The following is a 15,003-nucleotide window of genomic DNA, read 5'->3' as shown; positions in this document are numbered from 1 at the left end:
TGTGTCCGGATGGCCCAATCTCGACCGCGCTGACGACGAACGTCTCGCCCGGTCGCTGGCGGCTGGTGATCCCAGCGCCCTCATCCAGGTCATGGATCGCTACGCGGCCCGCCTGTACGACTACTGCCACGCGCTGCTCCGCGACCAGGAGCAGGCGGCGGGCGCCCTGCACGACGCGCTCATCGCCGCGTACGCGCACGTGTCCGTCGTCCGCGAGCCGGACCGGTTCCGCGGCTGGCTGTACGCGCTCGTGCGCAACGAGTGCACGCGGCGGCTGCGCGATCCCGCCCGTCCGGCCGAGCGGCACGAGGCCCCCGAGGTCGAGGACGTCTTCCTCAAGGACGTCGACGTCGCGAACCGCGAGGAGGCCCGCCGCCTCATCCACAGCGCGCTCGCCGCGCTGCGCGGACGCGAGCGCGAGGCGCTCGACCTCAACCTCCGGCACGGCCTGGACCCGGTGGAGGTCGGCGGCGTCCTCGGCCTGGACCCGCAGGAGGCCGCCGACGTGACCGGCGCCGCGCGCGCCCGCCTCGACGACGCGCTCGCCGCCGCCCACCTCGCCCGGCACGGGCGCGACTGCCCGAGCGTCGCCGCCCTCGCCGACGACGGCCCGAACCCGCTGCCGCCGCCGGTCGTGCGCAAACTCGTCCACCACATCGAGACGTGCCCGACCTGCATCCCGCGCCGCGACCGGACGATCTCCGCGGCCCGGCTCCTCCAGGTGCTGCCCGTCGCGATGATGCCGACCGACCTGCGCGGGCTCGTCATGGCGACGGCGACCGACCCGTCCCTCGCCCCCGACCTGGCCGAGATCGCGCACCGGGCCGAGCCGTTCGACGCCTGGGGCTGGCCGGTGACCGTCGACCGCGCGGAGCAGGGGTCCGGCGGAGGCCGGCGCGGCGCGCCCCGCGCGCTCTGGCCGGTGCTCGCCGCCGTCGCCGCCGTGGTCGTGATCGTCGCCGGGGCGTTCTTCATCATGCCGGGCTCGTCCAGCGGGCCGGCCGCCCAGGACAAGCCGACCGGGCCGGCCTCGGTCGCGCCGGACTCGGCCGAGCCGAGCGAGAGCGAGCAGCCGTCGGAGACCCCGACGCCCACCGAGACCGCGACCCCGACGCCCACCACGACGTCCCCCACGCCGACCCCGACGCGGACGCGCCGTCCGTCCCGCACTCCGACCCCGACTCCGACCCGCACAAAGCCCAGGACGGGGACGTTGCAGGTCGGCGGCGGCTGCACCATCAACGGCGCCGGGAACAGCTGCTCGATCCCGGTGCGCGCGGTCGGCGGCCAGGTGACCTGGTCCGTCGCGGGCGGGGGCCCGGTCAGCGGGGGCGGCGGCAGCACGCTCGCCCCGGGACAGGGCGGCGCGGCCACGTTCACGCTGGGCTCCTGCGACGACCCGTCGGGGTCCACCACGGTCACTTTCTCCCCCGGCGGCGAGAGCCGGCAGGTCTCCTGGGACTGCGGAGGCGGCGGGGGCGGCGGGGGCAACTGACGTCAACGTGGCTCAGATCACATTTTTGTGGTCCAAGGGGCGATTCACTAGGCGAGACGGCCACGGGGCGTACCTAATCCGTCACTGAAATCCGCTCATAAGGGAGAAATCTCAGAGACTTGGTGGCAAGATCTGGCAACCAGAGTCGGCCGACGGACGTCGGGGCTCGCCGGGGGCACGATCAAGAACACCGAACTCGACTGGGAGGATTCCCGTGGCCGGTGAGCCAGGGCCCGGGCAGGAAGACGACCTCAGGCTGGCGAACTCGCTGCGAGCCGGGGACGTCATCGCCCTGACCGAGGTGTACGACACGTACGCGCCGTTCCTCTACGACTACTGCCACGGCCTGCTCCGTGACCGCGTCGAGGCCGCGGGGGCCCTGCGCAACATCGTCATCCAGGCCCGCGAGCACATCGACCGGCTCACCGAGCCGGACCGGCTGCGCGGCTGGCTGTACGCGATCGCCCGCAAGGAGTGCATGCGGCGCCGCGACAGCCCGAACCGGCACACCGGCCAGGAGGCGCCGGAGGCCGACGACGACCTGACCGACGAGCAGCTCGCCCGCCGCGAGGAGCGCCGGCTGCTCGCGCACAGCGCGCTCGCCGCGCTGAACGGCCGCCAGCGCGAGGCGATCGACCTGTCGGTGCGGCACGAGCTGGACGAGGTCGACCTCTCCGGCATCTTCGGGATGCCGCTGGAGGAGACGCTCGCGCTCGTCGAGAAGTCCCGCGAGGACCTCGGCGCCGCGCTGCACGCCGCCCTCATCGCGCAGAACCACTGGAAGGAATGCCCGAGCGTCTCGGCGCTGACGGAGTCGTGGCCGCTGTCGCCGCAGGCGGCGACGTCGCTCGTCCGGCACGTCGCGAGCTGCCCGGTGTGCGGCGAGCGGGAGACGCCGCCGCTGCAGACCGACCGGCTGCTGTCGGTGCTGCCGATCGCGGCGATCCCCGGCGACCTGCGGCTGGACGTCCTCACCGCCGCCACCGCCGAGGACCGCAGCGCCAACCGCCGCGCCATCGCCGCCTGGACGGAGCCGTTCGACGAGTACGGCTGGCCGCTCCCCTACGAGCCCTCGCCCGCGCGGTCCCGCGACCGGTCGCCGCGCCGCCGCGGCCCGCTGATCGCCGCCGTCGCGGTGGCCGTCGGCGCGGTGGTGCTGCTGGTCGGCGCGATGTCCTGGCTCGGCGGCGACGACACGGGCGCGGCGGCGGGCGGTCCGGTCACCGGCGGCAGCGGCTCCCCGGGCGGCGAGTCGAGCGACCCCGACCCGTCGCCGAGCGGCCTCGACCCGTCGGTGACGTCGCCGTCCCCGACCGCGTCGAAGTCGCCGTCGAAGTCGCCGTCGCCGTCCAAGACCCCGTCGAAGACTCCCTCGAAGACGCCGCCCCCGCCGGACCGGCCGGAACCGCCGCGGGCCGGACGCCTGTCGGTGCAGGGGTGCAGCATGGGGAACGGCCAGGACTCCTGCGTCATCCGGATCACCGCCGTCGGCGGGCCGGTGAACTGGCGCGTGACCGGGACGTCCGGTCCCGTCGCGGCGGGCGGCGCGGGCCGTCTCGAAGCGGGGCAGGTCGGCGGCGTGCGGGTGTCGCGCGACAGCGGCCTCTGCCTGGGACGCCAGTCCGGCAGCGTGACCGTCTCGCCGGGCGGCACCGCGTCGGTGTCCTACTGGTGCTGACCGGAACGTCCCACCGGTGCTGACCGGGGACGCCCGCGCGCGGCGGGCGTCCCGGCCCTCACCAGGGTGAGCGGGCGTCGAGGATGCGGTGCGCGCGCCCCAGCAGGAGCGGGACGGCGTCCCCGATCTGGTCGAACCCCTGCCCGACCGTCGCCTTCTGCAGGTAGCGGGCGTGGATGCCCTCCAGGATGACGGCGAGCTTGAAGCACGCGAACGCCACGTAGAAGTCGAGGTCGGCGAGGTCGAAGCCGGTCAGCGCGGCGTACCGGTCGGCGAACTCGCGGCGGGTGAAGAAGCCGGGCGCGGCGGTGATCGTGGCGCCGACGGGCAGTTCCTCGGCGTCCGCCGCCTCGGCCCAGTAGACGAGCGTCAGCCCGAGGTCGGACAGCGGGTCGCCGAGCGTCGACATCTCCCAGTCGACCACGGCCGCGATCTCCGGCCGCGGCTCCAGCCCGGCGAGCGCGTTGTCGAGCCGGAAGTCGCCGTGGACGAGCCGCGCCCGCTCCCCCCGCGCGGCGGCGTCCGCCGGGAGCCGCTCGGCGAGCCGCGCGGCGAGCCGGTCGTACTCGGGCAGGTCGCGGACGGCGCCGGTCGCGCGGATCGCCTCCCGCGACCCGTCCCACTGCTTGCCCCACCGCTTGAGCTGGCGCTCCATGTAGCCGGCCGGGCGCCCGAAGTCGTCCAGGCCGACGGCCGCCACGTCGACGGTGTGGATCGCGGCGAGCGCGGCGGCCAGCGCCTCGCTGAGGCCGCGCGCCTGCCCCGGGGCGAGGTCGGCGGCGTCCTCGCGGGTGCGCAGGACGCGCCCGTCGACGAAGTCCATGAGGTAGAAGGGCGCGCCGAGCACGGACGGGTCGGCGCAGAACGCCAGCGTGCGCGGCACGGGCACGCCCGTCCCGCCGCCGAGCGCGGTCAGCACCCGGTGCTCGCGGCCCATGTCGTGGGCCGTCGGCTGGACGTGCCCGAGCGGCGGCCTGCGCAGCACGACGCGGCGGCCGCCGTCCAGGGTGATCCCGTAGGTGAGGTTGGAGCGTCCGCCGGCGATCAACTCGATCGCCCCGACGCGGCCGGAGCCGGGCAGCTCGCGGGCCAGCCAGGCCGCGAGCCGGGGCACGTCGATGCCCGGGACCTCGGGCGGCGGCCCCGCCGGAGACTCTGCGTCAAGGGTCATGACGCCCTATTAGAACGCGGCTCGGTTCGGCGCGCGAACCCGCCCCCCTACCAGTCCGCGGCCCCGCCCTCCCGGCCACTTCCGGCCGACTTCCAGCTGGGCTTCACCCAACCTTCAGCATGGCCCCTGACCTGCGACAACGCTAGAATGACCGATATCGGACGATTGTCCAACCAGGGTGACTACAGGAACTTGAGGGACGCAAGGTGGATTCATCGGACACCCGGGGTACGCATCTGCACCGACACCCGAGCAGAGTGGTCGCTACCCGGCGCGGAGGTCGATAGCCGCCATTTCCGGCCCATGGCGGCGGGTTGGACCACAGGTCCCGCCGGGCCATGAGACGAGGACTAGACCATTCGGGGGCTAGACCACCCGATTGGGGGGACGCACCGTGGCAGACGCATGGCTGCCGGGAGCCGGACGCATGCCGGCCCGTAAGGACGGCGGGGCTCTGCGAGGGGGGGCGCCGAGGGCCGTGTGGTGCGCCGGCGAGCACGACCCGCGCACCGTCTCAGCCCGTTCGGTGGCCGCGGACATGATCAAGGAGGACCGGCCGCCGCACCTGGTGTGGCATCCCGGCACCGGCGAGATCGTCCAGCTGCTGCCGGTCACCCGCGCCGCCCGGCTGCTCGGCGACCGGATCGGCCACGAGGGCCGCGTCTGCGTGCAGATCATGGTGATCGGGCAGTCCCGGGCGCCGTTCACCGGCGCGCTGCTCGCCGGGCTGGACGCGATCGTCCAGTGGCTCGACTCGTGGGGCGTCGCGCGGCGCTGGCCCGCCGGGCCGCCGCTGCCGTCGCCGCAGTCCTACCACGCGCGGCGCAGCCGCCGGGACTGGGCGCACGGCGGGCACTACGGGGCCTCCCAGGTGCCGCTGGCCGAGCGTCCCGACCCGGGCGGCATCGACATCCGGCGCATCACCGGACCCGACACCCCGGTCGCGCCGATCCCGCGCCCGCGCGCCCCGCTCGGCGACGCCGGGCCGCCGCGGCGGGTGCCTCGGAACGCGCGGGCGGCCGAGCCCGTCCTGCCGGCGCAGAGCGACCCGGCGCGGCCGCGACCGGCGTCCGAACCGGTGCGGGTGGGCCAGTCGGCCATGTCCAACTGACGGCGCCGGCCTTATCGCCCGGTGCCGACGAGCTCCCGGACGATCTCGCACCCCGCGCGCAGCTCCGCCGGGTTCGCCGCGGCGCCGTAGCCGATGACCAGGCCGGGCGCTCCGAGCGGCCCCGCGTGGTGGTGCCGCAGCGTCTCCACGAGGACGCTGCGCTCCGCCGCCGCGCGCTCCACCCCGGCGGCCACGGGCGCCGGGACGTCCACGACGAGGTGCATCCCCGCCGTGTCGCCGCGCAGGACCAGGCCGTCCAGGGCGCGGACGACCACGTCCCGCCGCCGCGCGTACTCCCCGCGCATCCGCCGGACGTGCCGGTCGAGGTCGCCGCGTTCCAGCAGCAGGCGCAGCGCGTCCTGCGGGACGACGGCCGTCCGGTCGTTCAGCTCCTCCCGGCGCAGCGCGATCTCCTTGACCAGCGCGGGACGCCCCGCGAGCCAGCCCACCCCCATGTCCGCCGTGAGGATCTTCGCGGTCGTGCCGAGGTAGACGACCACGTCCGGGTCGAGGCCGTAGAGGGCGGGCAGCGGCGCCACGTCGTAGCGGAACTCGCCGTCGTAGTCGTCCTCGGCGACGAGCGCTCCGTTCCGCCGGGCCCACGCGAGCAGGGCCTGCCGCCTCGGGACGGGCAGCACCCCGCCCATCGGGAACTGGTGCGACGGCGTCGTGTGGACGAGACGGAGACCGTCCGGGAGAGCGTCCACGATCAGGCCGTGCTCGTCGACCGGGCACGGCACCACCTCGGCGCCGCGCCCGGCGAGAACGGCGTGGGCCCGCCGGTAGCCGGGCTCCTCGACCCCGACCCGGTCCCCCGGCCGCAGCACGGTCGCGGCGAGGAGGTCGAGCCCGTTCGTCGCGCCGCGCGTGATCAGGAGGCCGTCCACCGGGCACGCGACGCCGCGGCTACGCCGGACGTAGTCGGCGAGGGCGGCGCGCAGCCCCGGCAGGCCGTGCGGATCCTGCCGCTGCTGCGGCGCCATCCCGGACGCGAGCCGCCAGGCCCGCCGCCACGCGGGCGTGTCCAGCGCCCCGACCCAGGGGAGCCCCGCCCGCAGGTCGATCTCGTGCGGGGCCGCGGCCCGCTTCACCGACCTCGCCTCCACCGGCCGTGGTCTCGGCATGGGCGGGGCGGCGACGCCCTCCGTGACGTACGTCCCGGACCCGTGCCGCCCTTCGAGCCAGCCCTCCGCGTAGAGCTGCTCGTACGCCTCCGTCACGACGGTCCGGCTCACGCCGAGCAGGGCCGCGAGCGCCCTGCTGGCCGGGAGCCGCTCGCCCGCCGCGAGCCGCCCCTCCCCCATGGCCGTCCGCAACTGGCCCACGAGCTGGGCGCTCATCGGCTCGTCCGCGTCCCGGTCCACGGCGAGGGGCAGGTCGATCGACAAAGTGGTCTCCCGCTTTGCGCTTCGAGTGGCACTACCGACCAGGCCACTCGACTTCTAGCGTAAACGGCCATGAACCCACTCTCGTCGACCGCCCGGACACGCCTCGGCAGGCTTCCGGAGCGCTCCACCGAGGATCGCTCCGTCCTCCACGAGATCCTCGACGACGGCATGATCTGCCACCTCGGCGTCGTCGTGGACGGCTCCCCCCGCGTCATCCCCACCGCCTACGGCCGCCTCGGCGACACCCTCTACGTCCACGGGTCCAGCGGCGCGAGCAGCCTCCGGGCGGGGCCGTCCCAGGAGATCTGCGTGACGGTCACCCACCTGGACGGGCTCGTCATCGCCCGGTCCCTGTTCCACCACTCCATCAATTACCGCAGCGCCGTCGTCTACGGGACGCCCCGCCTCGTCACCGATCCCGACGAGAAACTCACCGGACTCCGCGTGGTCACCGAGAACCTGACCCCCGGCCAATGGGACGTGGCCCGCAAGCCCACCCGCAAGGAAATGGCCGCCGTCTCCGTACTGGCCCTTTCCCTGGACGAGGCGTCCGTCAAGGTCCGCGAGGGCGGCCCCAGCGACGACGACGAGGACTACGCCCTGGGCGTCTGGGCGGGCGTCGTCCCGATCTACCAGACGTTCGGTTCTCCCGACCCCGACCCTGTGCTGCGTGCGGGAATCCCCGTCCCGGCGCACATCGCGCGGCGCGTGACCTCCTAATTCGTTCCAACTCAATGCCCCGCGCAGTCGCTCATGGTCGTAGGGTGAATCCATGAACGAGCGGCTTGTGTGGGTGGATTGCGAGATGACGGGCCTCGACCTGCGGAACGACGCGCTGATCGAGATAGCCGCACTGGTCACCGACAGCGAGCTGAACATCCTCGACCGCGGCGTCGACATCGTGATCAAACCCCCGCCCGAGTCGCTCACCCAGATGAAGCAGGTCGTCCGCGACATGCACACCGTGTCCGGCCTGCTGGAGGCCCTCCCGTCCGGCGTCACCCTCGCCGAGGCCGAGGACATCGTCCTCAAGTACGTCAAGAGCCACGTCAAGGAGCCGAACAAGGCCCCGCTCTGCGGCAACTCCATCGCCACCGACCGCTCGTTCCTCGCCCGCGACATGCCGGCCCTCGACTCCCACCTGCACTACCGCATGGTGGACGTCTCGTCCATCAAGGAGCTGGCCCGCCGCTGGTACCCGCGCGTCTACTTCGCCAGCCCGGAGAAGAAGGGCGGCCACCGCGCCCTCGCCGACATCACCGAGAGCATCCAGGAACTGCGCTACTACCGCGCGGCGGTCTTCGTCCCGCAGCCCGGCCCCGACTCCGAGACGGCCCGCGCCGTCGCCGCCCGCGTGGCCGCGGGCTGACCCACGCCACGGGAACCGCTACACTACTGGGAGCCGGGCACGTTCCCGGCCACGGTGGGTGTAGCTCAGTTGGCAGAGCACTTGGTTGTGGTCCAAGATGTCGGGGGTTCAAGTCCCCTCACTCACCCCAAGGTCAGGCCCCCTTTCGGGGCTTGGCACGGAGGGCAGGGACGCTCCCCTGTGGGAATTCTGTGGGACGGTCTTCGGATCGTCCCTTTTCCTTTGTGACGTGGCTGTACCGGCCCTGGGCCGTCGTTCTGCGGTCGGCGGAATGCATAGGACCTGATGGCGGTGCCGACTTACGATGTGCGCATGGCCGAGACCGTCCGACCGCCCATGCCGACCGACGAGAAGCCGCACGAGCGGGCCGCCGCGCGCCGGGAGGCGGAGCCCTTGTGGCGCGACGCGCTCGGCCATTGCCTGCGGCGCCGGCGCCTCGACCGCGGCGAGACGCTGGTCGAGACCGCCCGCCGCGCCGGGGTGTCGCCGCAGTACCTCTCCGAGATGGAGCGCGGCGTCAAGGAGCCGTCGAGCGAGATGATCGCCGCGGTCGCCGGCGCCCTGGAGACGACGCTCGCCGACCTGGCGCTCGCGGTCGCGACGACCCTGCTGGCCGCGCCGACCGGAACCGCTCCGATGGGCGCGACCTGCCGGGCCGCCTACGCGCTGGCCGCGTAGAGCGGGTTTCTACGCGGTGAAGGGCTGCTTTTCCTCGATCACCTGGTCGATGAGGCCGTAGTCCAGGGCCGTCTTCGCGGTGAACACGCGGTCGCGGTCCGTGTCGGCGCGCAGCGTCGCGACGTCCTGCCCGGTGTGCCGGGAAAGGATGTGCTCGATGTCCGCGCGCACGCGGACGACCTCGTCCGCCTGAAGGATGAGGTCGGGAATCGCGCCGCGACTCTGCCCGACCGGTTGGTGCAGGACGACGCGGGTGTGCGGCAGCGCGGCACGCTTGCCGGGAGCGCCCGCGGCGAGGAGCACGGCGCCGACGGCGACCGCCTGTCCCACGCAGGTCGTCGCGACCTGCGGGCGGATATAGCGCAACGTGTCGTAAACGGCCAGCATCGCGCTGGGGTCGCCGCCTTCGCAGTTGATGTACAGCTGGATGTCGCGGTCGGGGCTGTCGGCCTCCAGGTAAAGCAACTGCGCGACGAGAGCGTTCGCGACTCCCGCGTCGATGGCGGTGCCGAGATAGATGATCCGCTCCGTCAGAAGGTGCGAATAGACGTCCATTATCCGTTCACCGCGAGGGTGCTGCGCGATGACGTTCGGAATCGTGTAAGAGCTCATCGGGCGGCTCCTTCGGAAGGGCCGCCGAGTCCGATGGTGCGATGACTGGTCGGCACGACCTCGTCGAAGGCGCCGACGATCGCGTCGATGAAGCCGTATTCGAGTGCTTCCTGCGCCGTGTACCAGCGATCGTGCAGGGAGTCCTCGAAGACGCGCTCGACGGGTTGACCGGTGTCTTCGGCGATGAGCCCGAGGACGGTGTCGCGAGTATGGCGCAGGTCGTTGGCCTGCAGTTCGATGTCGACGGCGGCGCCGGCGATTCCGGCGGAGCCCTGGTGCATCAGCACGCGGGCGTGCGGCATGGCGCGGCGCTTTCCGCGGGTTCCGGACGACAGCAGGAACTGGCCGGCGCTGTAGGCGATGCCCAGCACCATCGTGGACACGTCGCACGGGACAAGGCGCATGACGTCGCGAATGGCGAGCATCGACGGAACCGACCCGCCGGGGGAATGGATCCACAGCGCGATGTCGGTCGAGGAATCCTCCTTCGCCAGAGTGATCAGTTGCGTTGCCAGAAGCGTGCCGTTGTCGTCGTCGAGCGGGCCGTCCAGCACCAGGACGCGTTGCTGATAGAGCTCGCGCCGCACTCGCTCGTTGAATACCGGGACCTTCTCCTCTTCGCTCATGCTTCAACTCTGCGTCGAGGCGCGCACCGGTCACGGCCAGATCTGCCGGCGGCAGATCTGCTCAGAGCAGCAGAGCCACCCGCTCGGGGCACTACGGCACCGGCAGTGCCGCGCGGCCCTCAGCAGGTTCCGCGGGGCATCGCGGGCTGCCGTGAGATCGACGATCCTGGACCAGTGTTCATGCAGTCTTTGTCCGCTTCTTGTTGATAGCGCTGATCAACGAAGCCATCATGACGGCTGTTCGCAGAGTCCAATCCAGGGGAAGTGAAATGTCCCCTCGGTAGGCATTCGTTCGTGGGAGGTTCCGTGCTCGAAGTGCGTTCCCAGACGTCCTGGCCAAAGCGGGCCGCCGTCATTCTGATCAGTGTGATGTGCGCGACGGGCGTCGCGGTCGACGTCCCCGCAAGTGCGACCGTCTACAACTCCTGCACCATCTCGCGCTGCTCTGACGGCCGCTCTGCCGCCTCGGTGTGGGCCGGGAAGGGATGGCCGTCCAGCAGCGGCTGGTACACCTGGCCGGACGGCCGTTACAACTACACCGGCGGCGTCTACCACAACTACGATGGTCAACTTCCGGCGAGCGCCTCCTACCACGAATACGACGTCTACTCGCGGGCAAAGGGCGCTTCTCGCGATGCCTACCGCATCGTTCACGGCAGCACCGGCGCGGTCTATTTCTCCCCGGACCACTACTCCAACTTCTACAAGATCTCCTAGAACGGGGCCCGTCCGATGACCTCGCTGCCGCCTTGGCTGACGGTGACCAGCGACCCGGCGCCAGCCGTCGTCGACGGGCACGCCTGCCGGACCCGCGCCGCCTTCTTCCGCGAGGCGGCGCGGGCCCTCGGATTCCCCGCCTACTTCGGGCAGAACTGGGACGCCTTCCTGGACTGCCTGCGCGATCTCGACCGTCCGGCCCTCATCGTGGTGCGCGCCGACGAACTCCTGGCGGACGAGGACCCGCGACAACTCGCCGTCCTCTTCGAGATCCTCTCCGAAGAAGAACTGCCCACGACATTGACCGCCTCCCCCGGCAGGCTGCCGACTCTGCACGCCCGCCTGGCCGCCCTCCTCCATTGACAATCGACCCCACGCGTGGGCGGGTTCAGAAGTCGGATATCAATTGGTCGAGCACACTGTCGATGTTGCCGGCTGAGGCGTCAGCGAAGCTCCGGCAAGTCGCCCCAGTCAATGTCCTCGAGCTTCTCACCACACGACATGACCGGTCGGAGATCCGTCGTAAGCCGACCGTCGATCTCCGAGACGGTCACGGCGTGGGCACCGTCCGCGGCTGCCAGGAGAAGACCTTGGGCGAGCGCGGATCGATGGTGACGCGGAGCCAGGTGCTAGCGGTGTCGCCGAAGGTTTCCAGCCGGGTCAGGTTGGCCACCCCGGCATAGCCCGGCTCCACCTCGTACACGTGCTCGTCACCGTGTACGAGCAGAACCGGCTTGCCGAAGGCACGGGAGCGTTCGACGATCCGTGCGCGGATGTCGGCGAACCCGGGGGTGTCGGTGGGCTCGGCCTGCATCATGAGCAGCACGCCGGGAGCGCGGGTGCGGGCTGCTTGGGCGAAGGCGGTGTCGATCCAGTCGAGCGCGGCGGCCTTGCGGGCCTCGAACTCGGCCAAGCGCAGGTCGGGCCGGTCGCCCCCGGGGAGTTCGGCCCACGGCGCCAGGTCGTTCTGGCTGCCCACGACATGGACGGTGCCGATGACGACCTTGGCGCTGGTGAACAGCACGTTCTCGCGGTAGTCCCGGTGTCGGGGGTCGCGGGCCTGGGACCGTACCGGCATCGAGCGGCGGCCCAGGGTGTGGCCCACTCTGGGGTAGAACACCCGGCGGACCGCCTGCAAGCGCTCGGTCGGCAAGTAACCGCCCGCCGCCGCGCGGTGGCAGTCGGTCCACTCGTTGTCGCCAGGGGTGAGGACGAACGGGTCCTTGAAGGTGCCGTACAGTCCCGCCAGGTCGGCGAAGCGGGCGTCGTCACACGTCGACGATCCGTTCTTGACGTCACCGGCGTGCAGCACGTAACGCACTCCGGGGTCGGCGTTGATGTCCTTGACCAGCTGGGGGAACGCGGCCCTCTGGGCATCGCCGTACGGGGTGTCGCCGATCAGCGCGAAGGTCTCCGGATGCCCACCGGTCACCTTGGCGGTCGCGGCGGTAGGCGCCATGAATCCGACCACCAGGGCCGCGGTGAGGGCACTCTTCATGAACGTGGAAATACGCATTGGCGATTATCGGCAGGTGCGGTTCCCGTACCGGTGTCGGTCGGTTGTCCATGAGCCGACGGCCGACCAACGAACGTGCAGACACGACAACAGCCTCGCTCCTAAGAGATGCGGCCGGGTAAGCCAATGTCGGCGACGATGTCGAGACCAGTGCCGACGGACAGCCAGGCGCGTAGGTCAGAGCGTTTGATCTTCCTGGACGTGGTGTAGGTGAGCGTGCGGACGAAGACCAGGCGGTTAAGGCGGGCCCATTCGCCGATGCGTTCGTCCACCAGGCCGCGCAGTTCGTGGGCCAGGTTCGCCGGGTCGAAGTTCTCGTGGCGCGGGACGACGAACGCGACGGGCACCTGCGTGTAGAACGGGTCGGGCGCGGCGACGACGGCGCAGCGTTCGACGGCCGGATGGCGTCCCAGGACGTGTTCGACGTCGATGCCGGAGAGGCTGTCGCCGCCGACGTTGATGATGTCGTCGGTGCGCCCGGCGATCCACAGGTATCCGTCTTCGTCGATGTGTCCGGCGTCGGAGGTGTCGTAGTAGCCGGGGAAGTTCGTGAGGTAGGTGTCGATGAATCGTTGGTCGTCGTCCCACAGCGTGGTCAGGCAGCCGGGCGGCAGCGGCAGTTTCACGGCGAGGTGGCCCTGCTCCCCGGTCGGTAATGGTCGGCCTTCGTCGTCCAGGACCTCGATCCGGTAGCCGGGCAGCGGCCGCGACACCGAGCCGGGCTTGACCGGCAGGAGGCCCGAGCCCAGGCAGTTGGACGCGATGGGCCACCCGGTCTCGGTCTGCCACCAGTTGTCCACGACGGGACAGTCGAAGAACTCCCCCGTCCAGGCCATGAGGTCGGGCTCGACCCGTTCGCTGGCCAAAAACACCGCGCGCAGCGGTGAGCCGTCCGCCCCGAACGGCCGGTGCCGGTGGGACGCCCGACGCATGCGGCGCAGAGTCATGGGCGTGGTGAACAGGACGCTCACCCCGTACTCGGAGATGATCCGAGGGAACACCGAAGAGCCGGAGGTGTCGACCTGTGGTCCTTCATGGACGATGGTCGTGGCACCGCTGACCAGCGCACCGTAGACGGTGAAGGAGTGGCCCATCACCCAGCCGGGGTGGGAGTCGGTCCAGAAGACGTCGCCGGGACCGACGCCGAAGACGTTCTGCACGGCCCAGCGCAGTGCGGTGAGGTAGCCGCCGGTGTCGCGGGTGACGGCCTTGGGCCGCGCGGTCGAACCCGAGGTGTAGAGCAGGTAGAGCGGGTGGGTGGACGGCACGTGGACCAGCCGCGACCGTGCCGTCGCCGACCCGGCGACGAGACCGCTCCAATCGAGGTCGCGTCCGGCGGCCGGCGTCCACCGGCCCGCCTCCGGCCGCTGCAGAACAACGATGTGGTTCGGATGGTGGGCGGCCCCGGCGAGCGCGGCTTCGAGGAGCGGCTGGTAGTCGGTGGCGTCCGGGCCGTCGAACCCGCCGGACGCGGTGAGGACGATCGCTGGCCGCGCGTCCTCGATGCGGTCCCGCAGGACGCTCACGGGCACCGAGGTGATCACCACCGAGTGGGTGAGTCCGAGCCGCGCGCAGGCGAGCATCGCGACGACGGTCCGCGCGATCGCGGGCATGAAGATCAGGACCGTGTCATCGGCGTTCGGGGCGAGGCCGTCGAGGGCCGCGGCGAACGCCACGACCTCCTGGTGCAGGCGCCGGTAGGTGTAGACGTCCTTGGTCCCGGTCTGCGGACTGTCGAAGATCAGCGCGGGGGCGTCGCCGCGGCCTTCGGCGAGGTGGACGTCCAGGCAGTTCTCCGCCGCGTTGATCATTCCGTCGGGGAACCACCGGTAAAGCGGAGCGCTGGCCGCGTCCAGAGGCGTTTTCCACGGCTTTTCCCAGACGAGTCTGGCCGCTTGGCGCTCCCAGAACGCCTCAGGATCGCCCAGCCACTCGGCATGTGCGTTCAACGGCCCGGCAGACGGGTGGTGACCTCCTGAACGAACCATTGGTTGCCGTCTGGATCGGCGAACGAGACGAATGAGCCGTAACTCGTCCGGTCCGGGGCCGGGCCGGCCACCCGGGCTTCGGCGCCGGCATGGTGGAACACTCCGCCCTCGTCGTGGAACACCTCGCTCACCTGGACGCCGCGACCGGCCAATTCGGCTCGCGCCGCCTCGATGTCGTCCACGACGAGTTGCAGGCCCTGCGCCGACCCGGGCCAAGCGCGGGTGACGCCGCTGCCGAAGATGACGGAGCAGCCCGAGCCGGGAGGCGTCACCTGCACGACCCGGAAGTCGGGACCGGTGATCACATCAGCGTCCAGCCGCCAGCCCAGCCCCTCGTAGAAGGTCTTGGCACGATCCACATCAGCGACCGGGACCACCACGACCTCAAGCCTCATCTCCATGCCCGCCAGCCCTTTCCCCTGAAGGTCGACGACCGCCTTTATCGGCCGCCGAACACGGTCCTGGCGGCCACGCTAATCCTGACGAGCCGCCAATCCCGTCCGTTGAACACCCCTGGCCGACACTGGCAGACAGCTTGCCAAGCGCCCGGCTCATCGACATCGCCGATCACTCCGGTCCGCCCATTTCGATTCCCGGCCCCCATCAAGTCGGATCGCGCTCCACCGGGTACTCGGTCCCCCAGCAACGGCGAGA

15 protein-coding genes and 1 tRNA gene are annotated in these 15,003 nt (G+C 71.5%); 9 read left to right on the top strand and 7 right to left on the bottom strand.

Annotation, left to right across the window (positions count from 1 at the left end; translation table 11 throughout):
* The first annotated feature begins 1 nt into the window (after position 1).
* Together FXF65_RS06765 and FXF65_RS06760 are read left to right on the top strand one after the other, a co-directional pair.
* Positions 2-1,495 (top strand): RNA polymerase sigma factor, encoded by a 1,494-nt coding sequence (locus FXF65_RS06765; protein WP_148348818.1) that lies wholly within the window; start codon positions 2-4, stop codon positions 1,493-1,495.
* A 214-nt stretch (positions 1,496-1,709) separates the two neighbouring features.
* On the top strand, positions 1,710-3,173 hold the full coding sequence (locus FXF65_RS06760; protein WP_148348817.1) for an RNA polymerase sigma factor: 1,464 nt from the start codon (positions 1,710-1,712) through the stop codon (positions 3,171-3,173).
* Positions 3,174-3,231: 58 nt separating this feature from the next.
* Here the strand turns inward: FXF65_RS06760 and FXF65_RS06755 are convergent, their stop codons facing one another.
* Entirely contained in the window at positions 3,232-4,344 is a 1,113-nt protein-coding gene (locus FXF65_RS06755) for a phosphotransferase family protein (protein ID WP_148348816.1), read from the bottom strand.
* Between the two features lie 526 nt (positions 4,345-4,870).
* On the opposite strand from FXF65_RS06755, the gene FXF65_RS06750 reads away from it, so the two are divergent.
* Complete coding sequence (locus tag FXF65_RS06750; RefSeq protein ID WP_222868404.1) at positions 4,871-5,455, top strand: hypothetical protein; 585 nt, start codon at positions 4,871-4,873, stop codon at positions 5,453-5,455.
* Between the two features lie 11 nt (positions 5,456-5,466).
* On the opposite strand, the gene pdxR is transcribed toward FXF65_RS06750, so the two are convergent.
* On the bottom strand, positions 5,467-6,843 hold the full coding sequence (gene pdxR, locus FXF65_RS06745; protein WP_342787281.1) for a MocR-like pyridoxine biosynthesis transcription factor PdxR: 1,377 nt from the start codon (positions 6,841-6,843) through the stop codon (positions 5,467-5,469).
* 69 nt (positions 6,844-6,912) lie between these two features.
* On the opposite strand from pdxR, the gene FXF65_RS06740 reads away from it, so the two are divergent.
* From FXF65_RS06740 to FXF65_RS06725, 4 genes are all read left to right on the top strand, one after another.
* Positions 6,913-7,563 carry a pyridoxamine 5'-phosphate oxidase family protein gene (locus tag FXF65_RS06740; protein ID WP_148348815.1) on the top strand — a complete coding sequence of 217 codons (651 nt, stop codon included), beginning with the start codon at positions 6,913-6,915 and terminating at the stop codon, positions 7,561-7,563.
* Between the two features lie 52 nt (positions 7,564-7,615).
* On the top strand, positions 7,616-8,212 hold the full coding sequence (gene orn, locus FXF65_RS06735; RefSeq protein ID WP_148348814.1) for an oligoribonuclease: 597 nt from the start codon (positions 7,616-7,618) through the stop codon (positions 8,210-8,212).
* Positions 8,213-8,266: 54 nt separating this feature from the next.
* Positions 8,267-8,342 (top strand) — tRNA-His (locus FXF65_RS06730).
* A 182-nt stretch (positions 8,343-8,524) separates the two neighbouring features.
* A complete protein-coding gene (locus FXF65_RS06725) occupies positions 8,525-8,890 on the top strand; it encodes a helix-turn-helix domain-containing protein (protein WP_148348813.1) in 366 nt (121 codons plus the stop codon).
* 9 nt (positions 8,891-8,899) lie between these two features.
* Here the strand turns inward: FXF65_RS06725 and FXF65_RS06720 are convergent, their stop codons facing one another.
* Positions 8,900-9,502 (bottom strand): ClpP family protease, encoded by a 603-nt coding sequence (locus FXF65_RS06720; RefSeq protein WP_148348812.1) that lies wholly within the window; start codon positions 9,500-9,502, stop codon positions 8,900-8,902.
* Complete coding sequence (locus FXF65_RS06715) at positions 9,499-10,128, bottom strand: ClpP family protease (RefSeq protein WP_148348811.1); 630 nt, start codon at positions 10,126-10,128, stop codon at positions 9,499-9,501. The genes FXF65_RS06720 and FXF65_RS06715 overlap by 4 nt, the downstream gene beginning before the upstream one ends.
* 294 nt (positions 10,129-10,422) lie before the next feature.
* Here FXF65_RS06715 and FXF65_RS06710 point away from each other — a divergent pair, with 294 nt between their 5' ends.
* Together FXF65_RS06710 and FXF65_RS06705 are read left to right on the top strand one after the other, a co-directional pair.
* Positions 10,423-10,845 (top strand): ribonuclease domain-containing protein, encoded by a 423-nt coding sequence (locus tag FXF65_RS06710; RefSeq protein WP_222868403.1) that lies wholly within the window; start codon positions 10,423-10,425, stop codon positions 10,843-10,845.
* A 15-nt stretch (positions 10,846-10,860) separates the two neighbouring features.
* Entirely contained in the window at positions 10,861-11,208 is a 348-nt protein-coding gene (locus tag FXF65_RS06705; protein ID WP_148348810.1) for a barstar family protein, read from the top strand.
* 187 nt (positions 11,209-11,395) lie between these two features.
* Here the strand turns inward: FXF65_RS06705 and FXF65_RS06700 are convergent, their stop codons facing one another.
* The 3 genes from FXF65_RS06700 to FXF65_RS06690 all read right to left on the bottom strand — a co-directional run bounded on the left by FXF65_RS06700 (position 11,396) and on the right by FXF65_RS06690 (position 14,750).
* Positions 11,396-12,343, bottom strand: coding sequence for a metallophosphoesterase (locus FXF65_RS06700; RefSeq protein ID WP_222868402.1), 948 nt, complete (start codon positions 12,341-12,343; stop codon positions 11,396-11,398).
* A 119-nt stretch (positions 12,344-12,462) separates the two neighbouring features.
* Complete coding sequence (locus FXF65_RS06695) at positions 12,463-14,349, bottom strand: AMP-binding protein (protein WP_148348808.1); 1,887 nt, start codon at positions 14,347-14,349, stop codon at positions 12,463-12,465.
* Entirely contained in the window at positions 14,307-14,750 is a 444-nt protein-coding gene (locus tag FXF65_RS06690; protein ID WP_148348807.1) for a VOC family protein, read from the bottom strand. The genes FXF65_RS06695 and FXF65_RS06690 overlap by 43 nt, the downstream gene beginning before the upstream one ends.
* Between the last annotated feature and the right edge of the window lie 253 nt (positions 14,751-15,003).

It is taken from the genome of Actinomadura syzygii (assembly GCF_008085905.1).
GTDB lineage: Bacteria > Actinomycetota > Actinomycetes > Streptosporangiales > Streptosporangiaceae > Spirillospora > Spirillospora syzygii.
Note: the sequence above shows the minus strand (reverse complement) of the source record. Positions and strands in the feature narration are given on the sequence as shown.

What these genes read in the sequence shown, in the direction of transcription:
- orn (WP_148348814.1), top strand. Translation starts at nt 7,616, where the DNA reads ATGAACGAGCGGCTTGTGTGGGTGGATTGCGAGATGACGGGCCTCGAC.
- FXF65_RS06725 (WP_148348813.1), top strand. Translation starts at nt 8,525, where the DNA reads ATGGCCGAGACCGTCCGACCGCCCATGCCGACCGACGAGAAGCCGCAC.
- FXF65_RS06715 (WP_148348811.1), bottom strand. Translation starts at nt 10,128, where the DNA reads ATGAGCGAAGAGGAGAAGGTCCCGGTATTCAACGAGCGAGTGCGGCGC.
- FXF65_RS06755 (WP_148348816.1), bottom strand. Translation starts at nt 4,344, where the DNA reads ATGACCCTTGACGCAGAGTCTCCGGCGGGGCCGCCGCCCGAGGTCCCG.
- FXF65_RS06720 (WP_148348812.1), bottom strand. Translation starts at nt 9,502, where the DNA reads ATGAGCTCTTACACGATTCCGAACGTCATCGCGCAGCACCCTCGCGGT.
- FXF65_RS06705 (WP_148348810.1), top strand. Translation starts at nt 10,861, where the DNA reads ATGACCTCGCTGCCGCCTTGGCTGACGGTGACCAGCGACCCGGCGCCA.
- FXF65_RS06695 (WP_148348808.1), bottom strand. Translation starts at nt 14,349, where the DNA reads ATGGTTCGTTCAGGAGGTCACCACCCGTCTGCCGGGCCGTTGAACGCA.
- FXF65_RS06740 (WP_148348815.1), top strand. Translation starts at nt 6,913, where the DNA reads ATGAACCCACTCTCGTCGACCGCCCGGACACGCCTCGGCAGGCTTCCG.
- FXF65_RS06700 (WP_222868402.1), bottom strand. Translation starts at nt 12,343, where the DNA reads ATGAAGAGTGCCCTCACCGCGGCCCTGGTGGTCGGATTCATGGCGCCT.
- FXF65_RS06690 (WP_148348807.1), bottom strand. Translation starts at nt 14,750, where the DNA reads ATGGAGATGAGGCTTGAGGTCGTGGTGGTCCCGGTCGCTGATGTGGAT.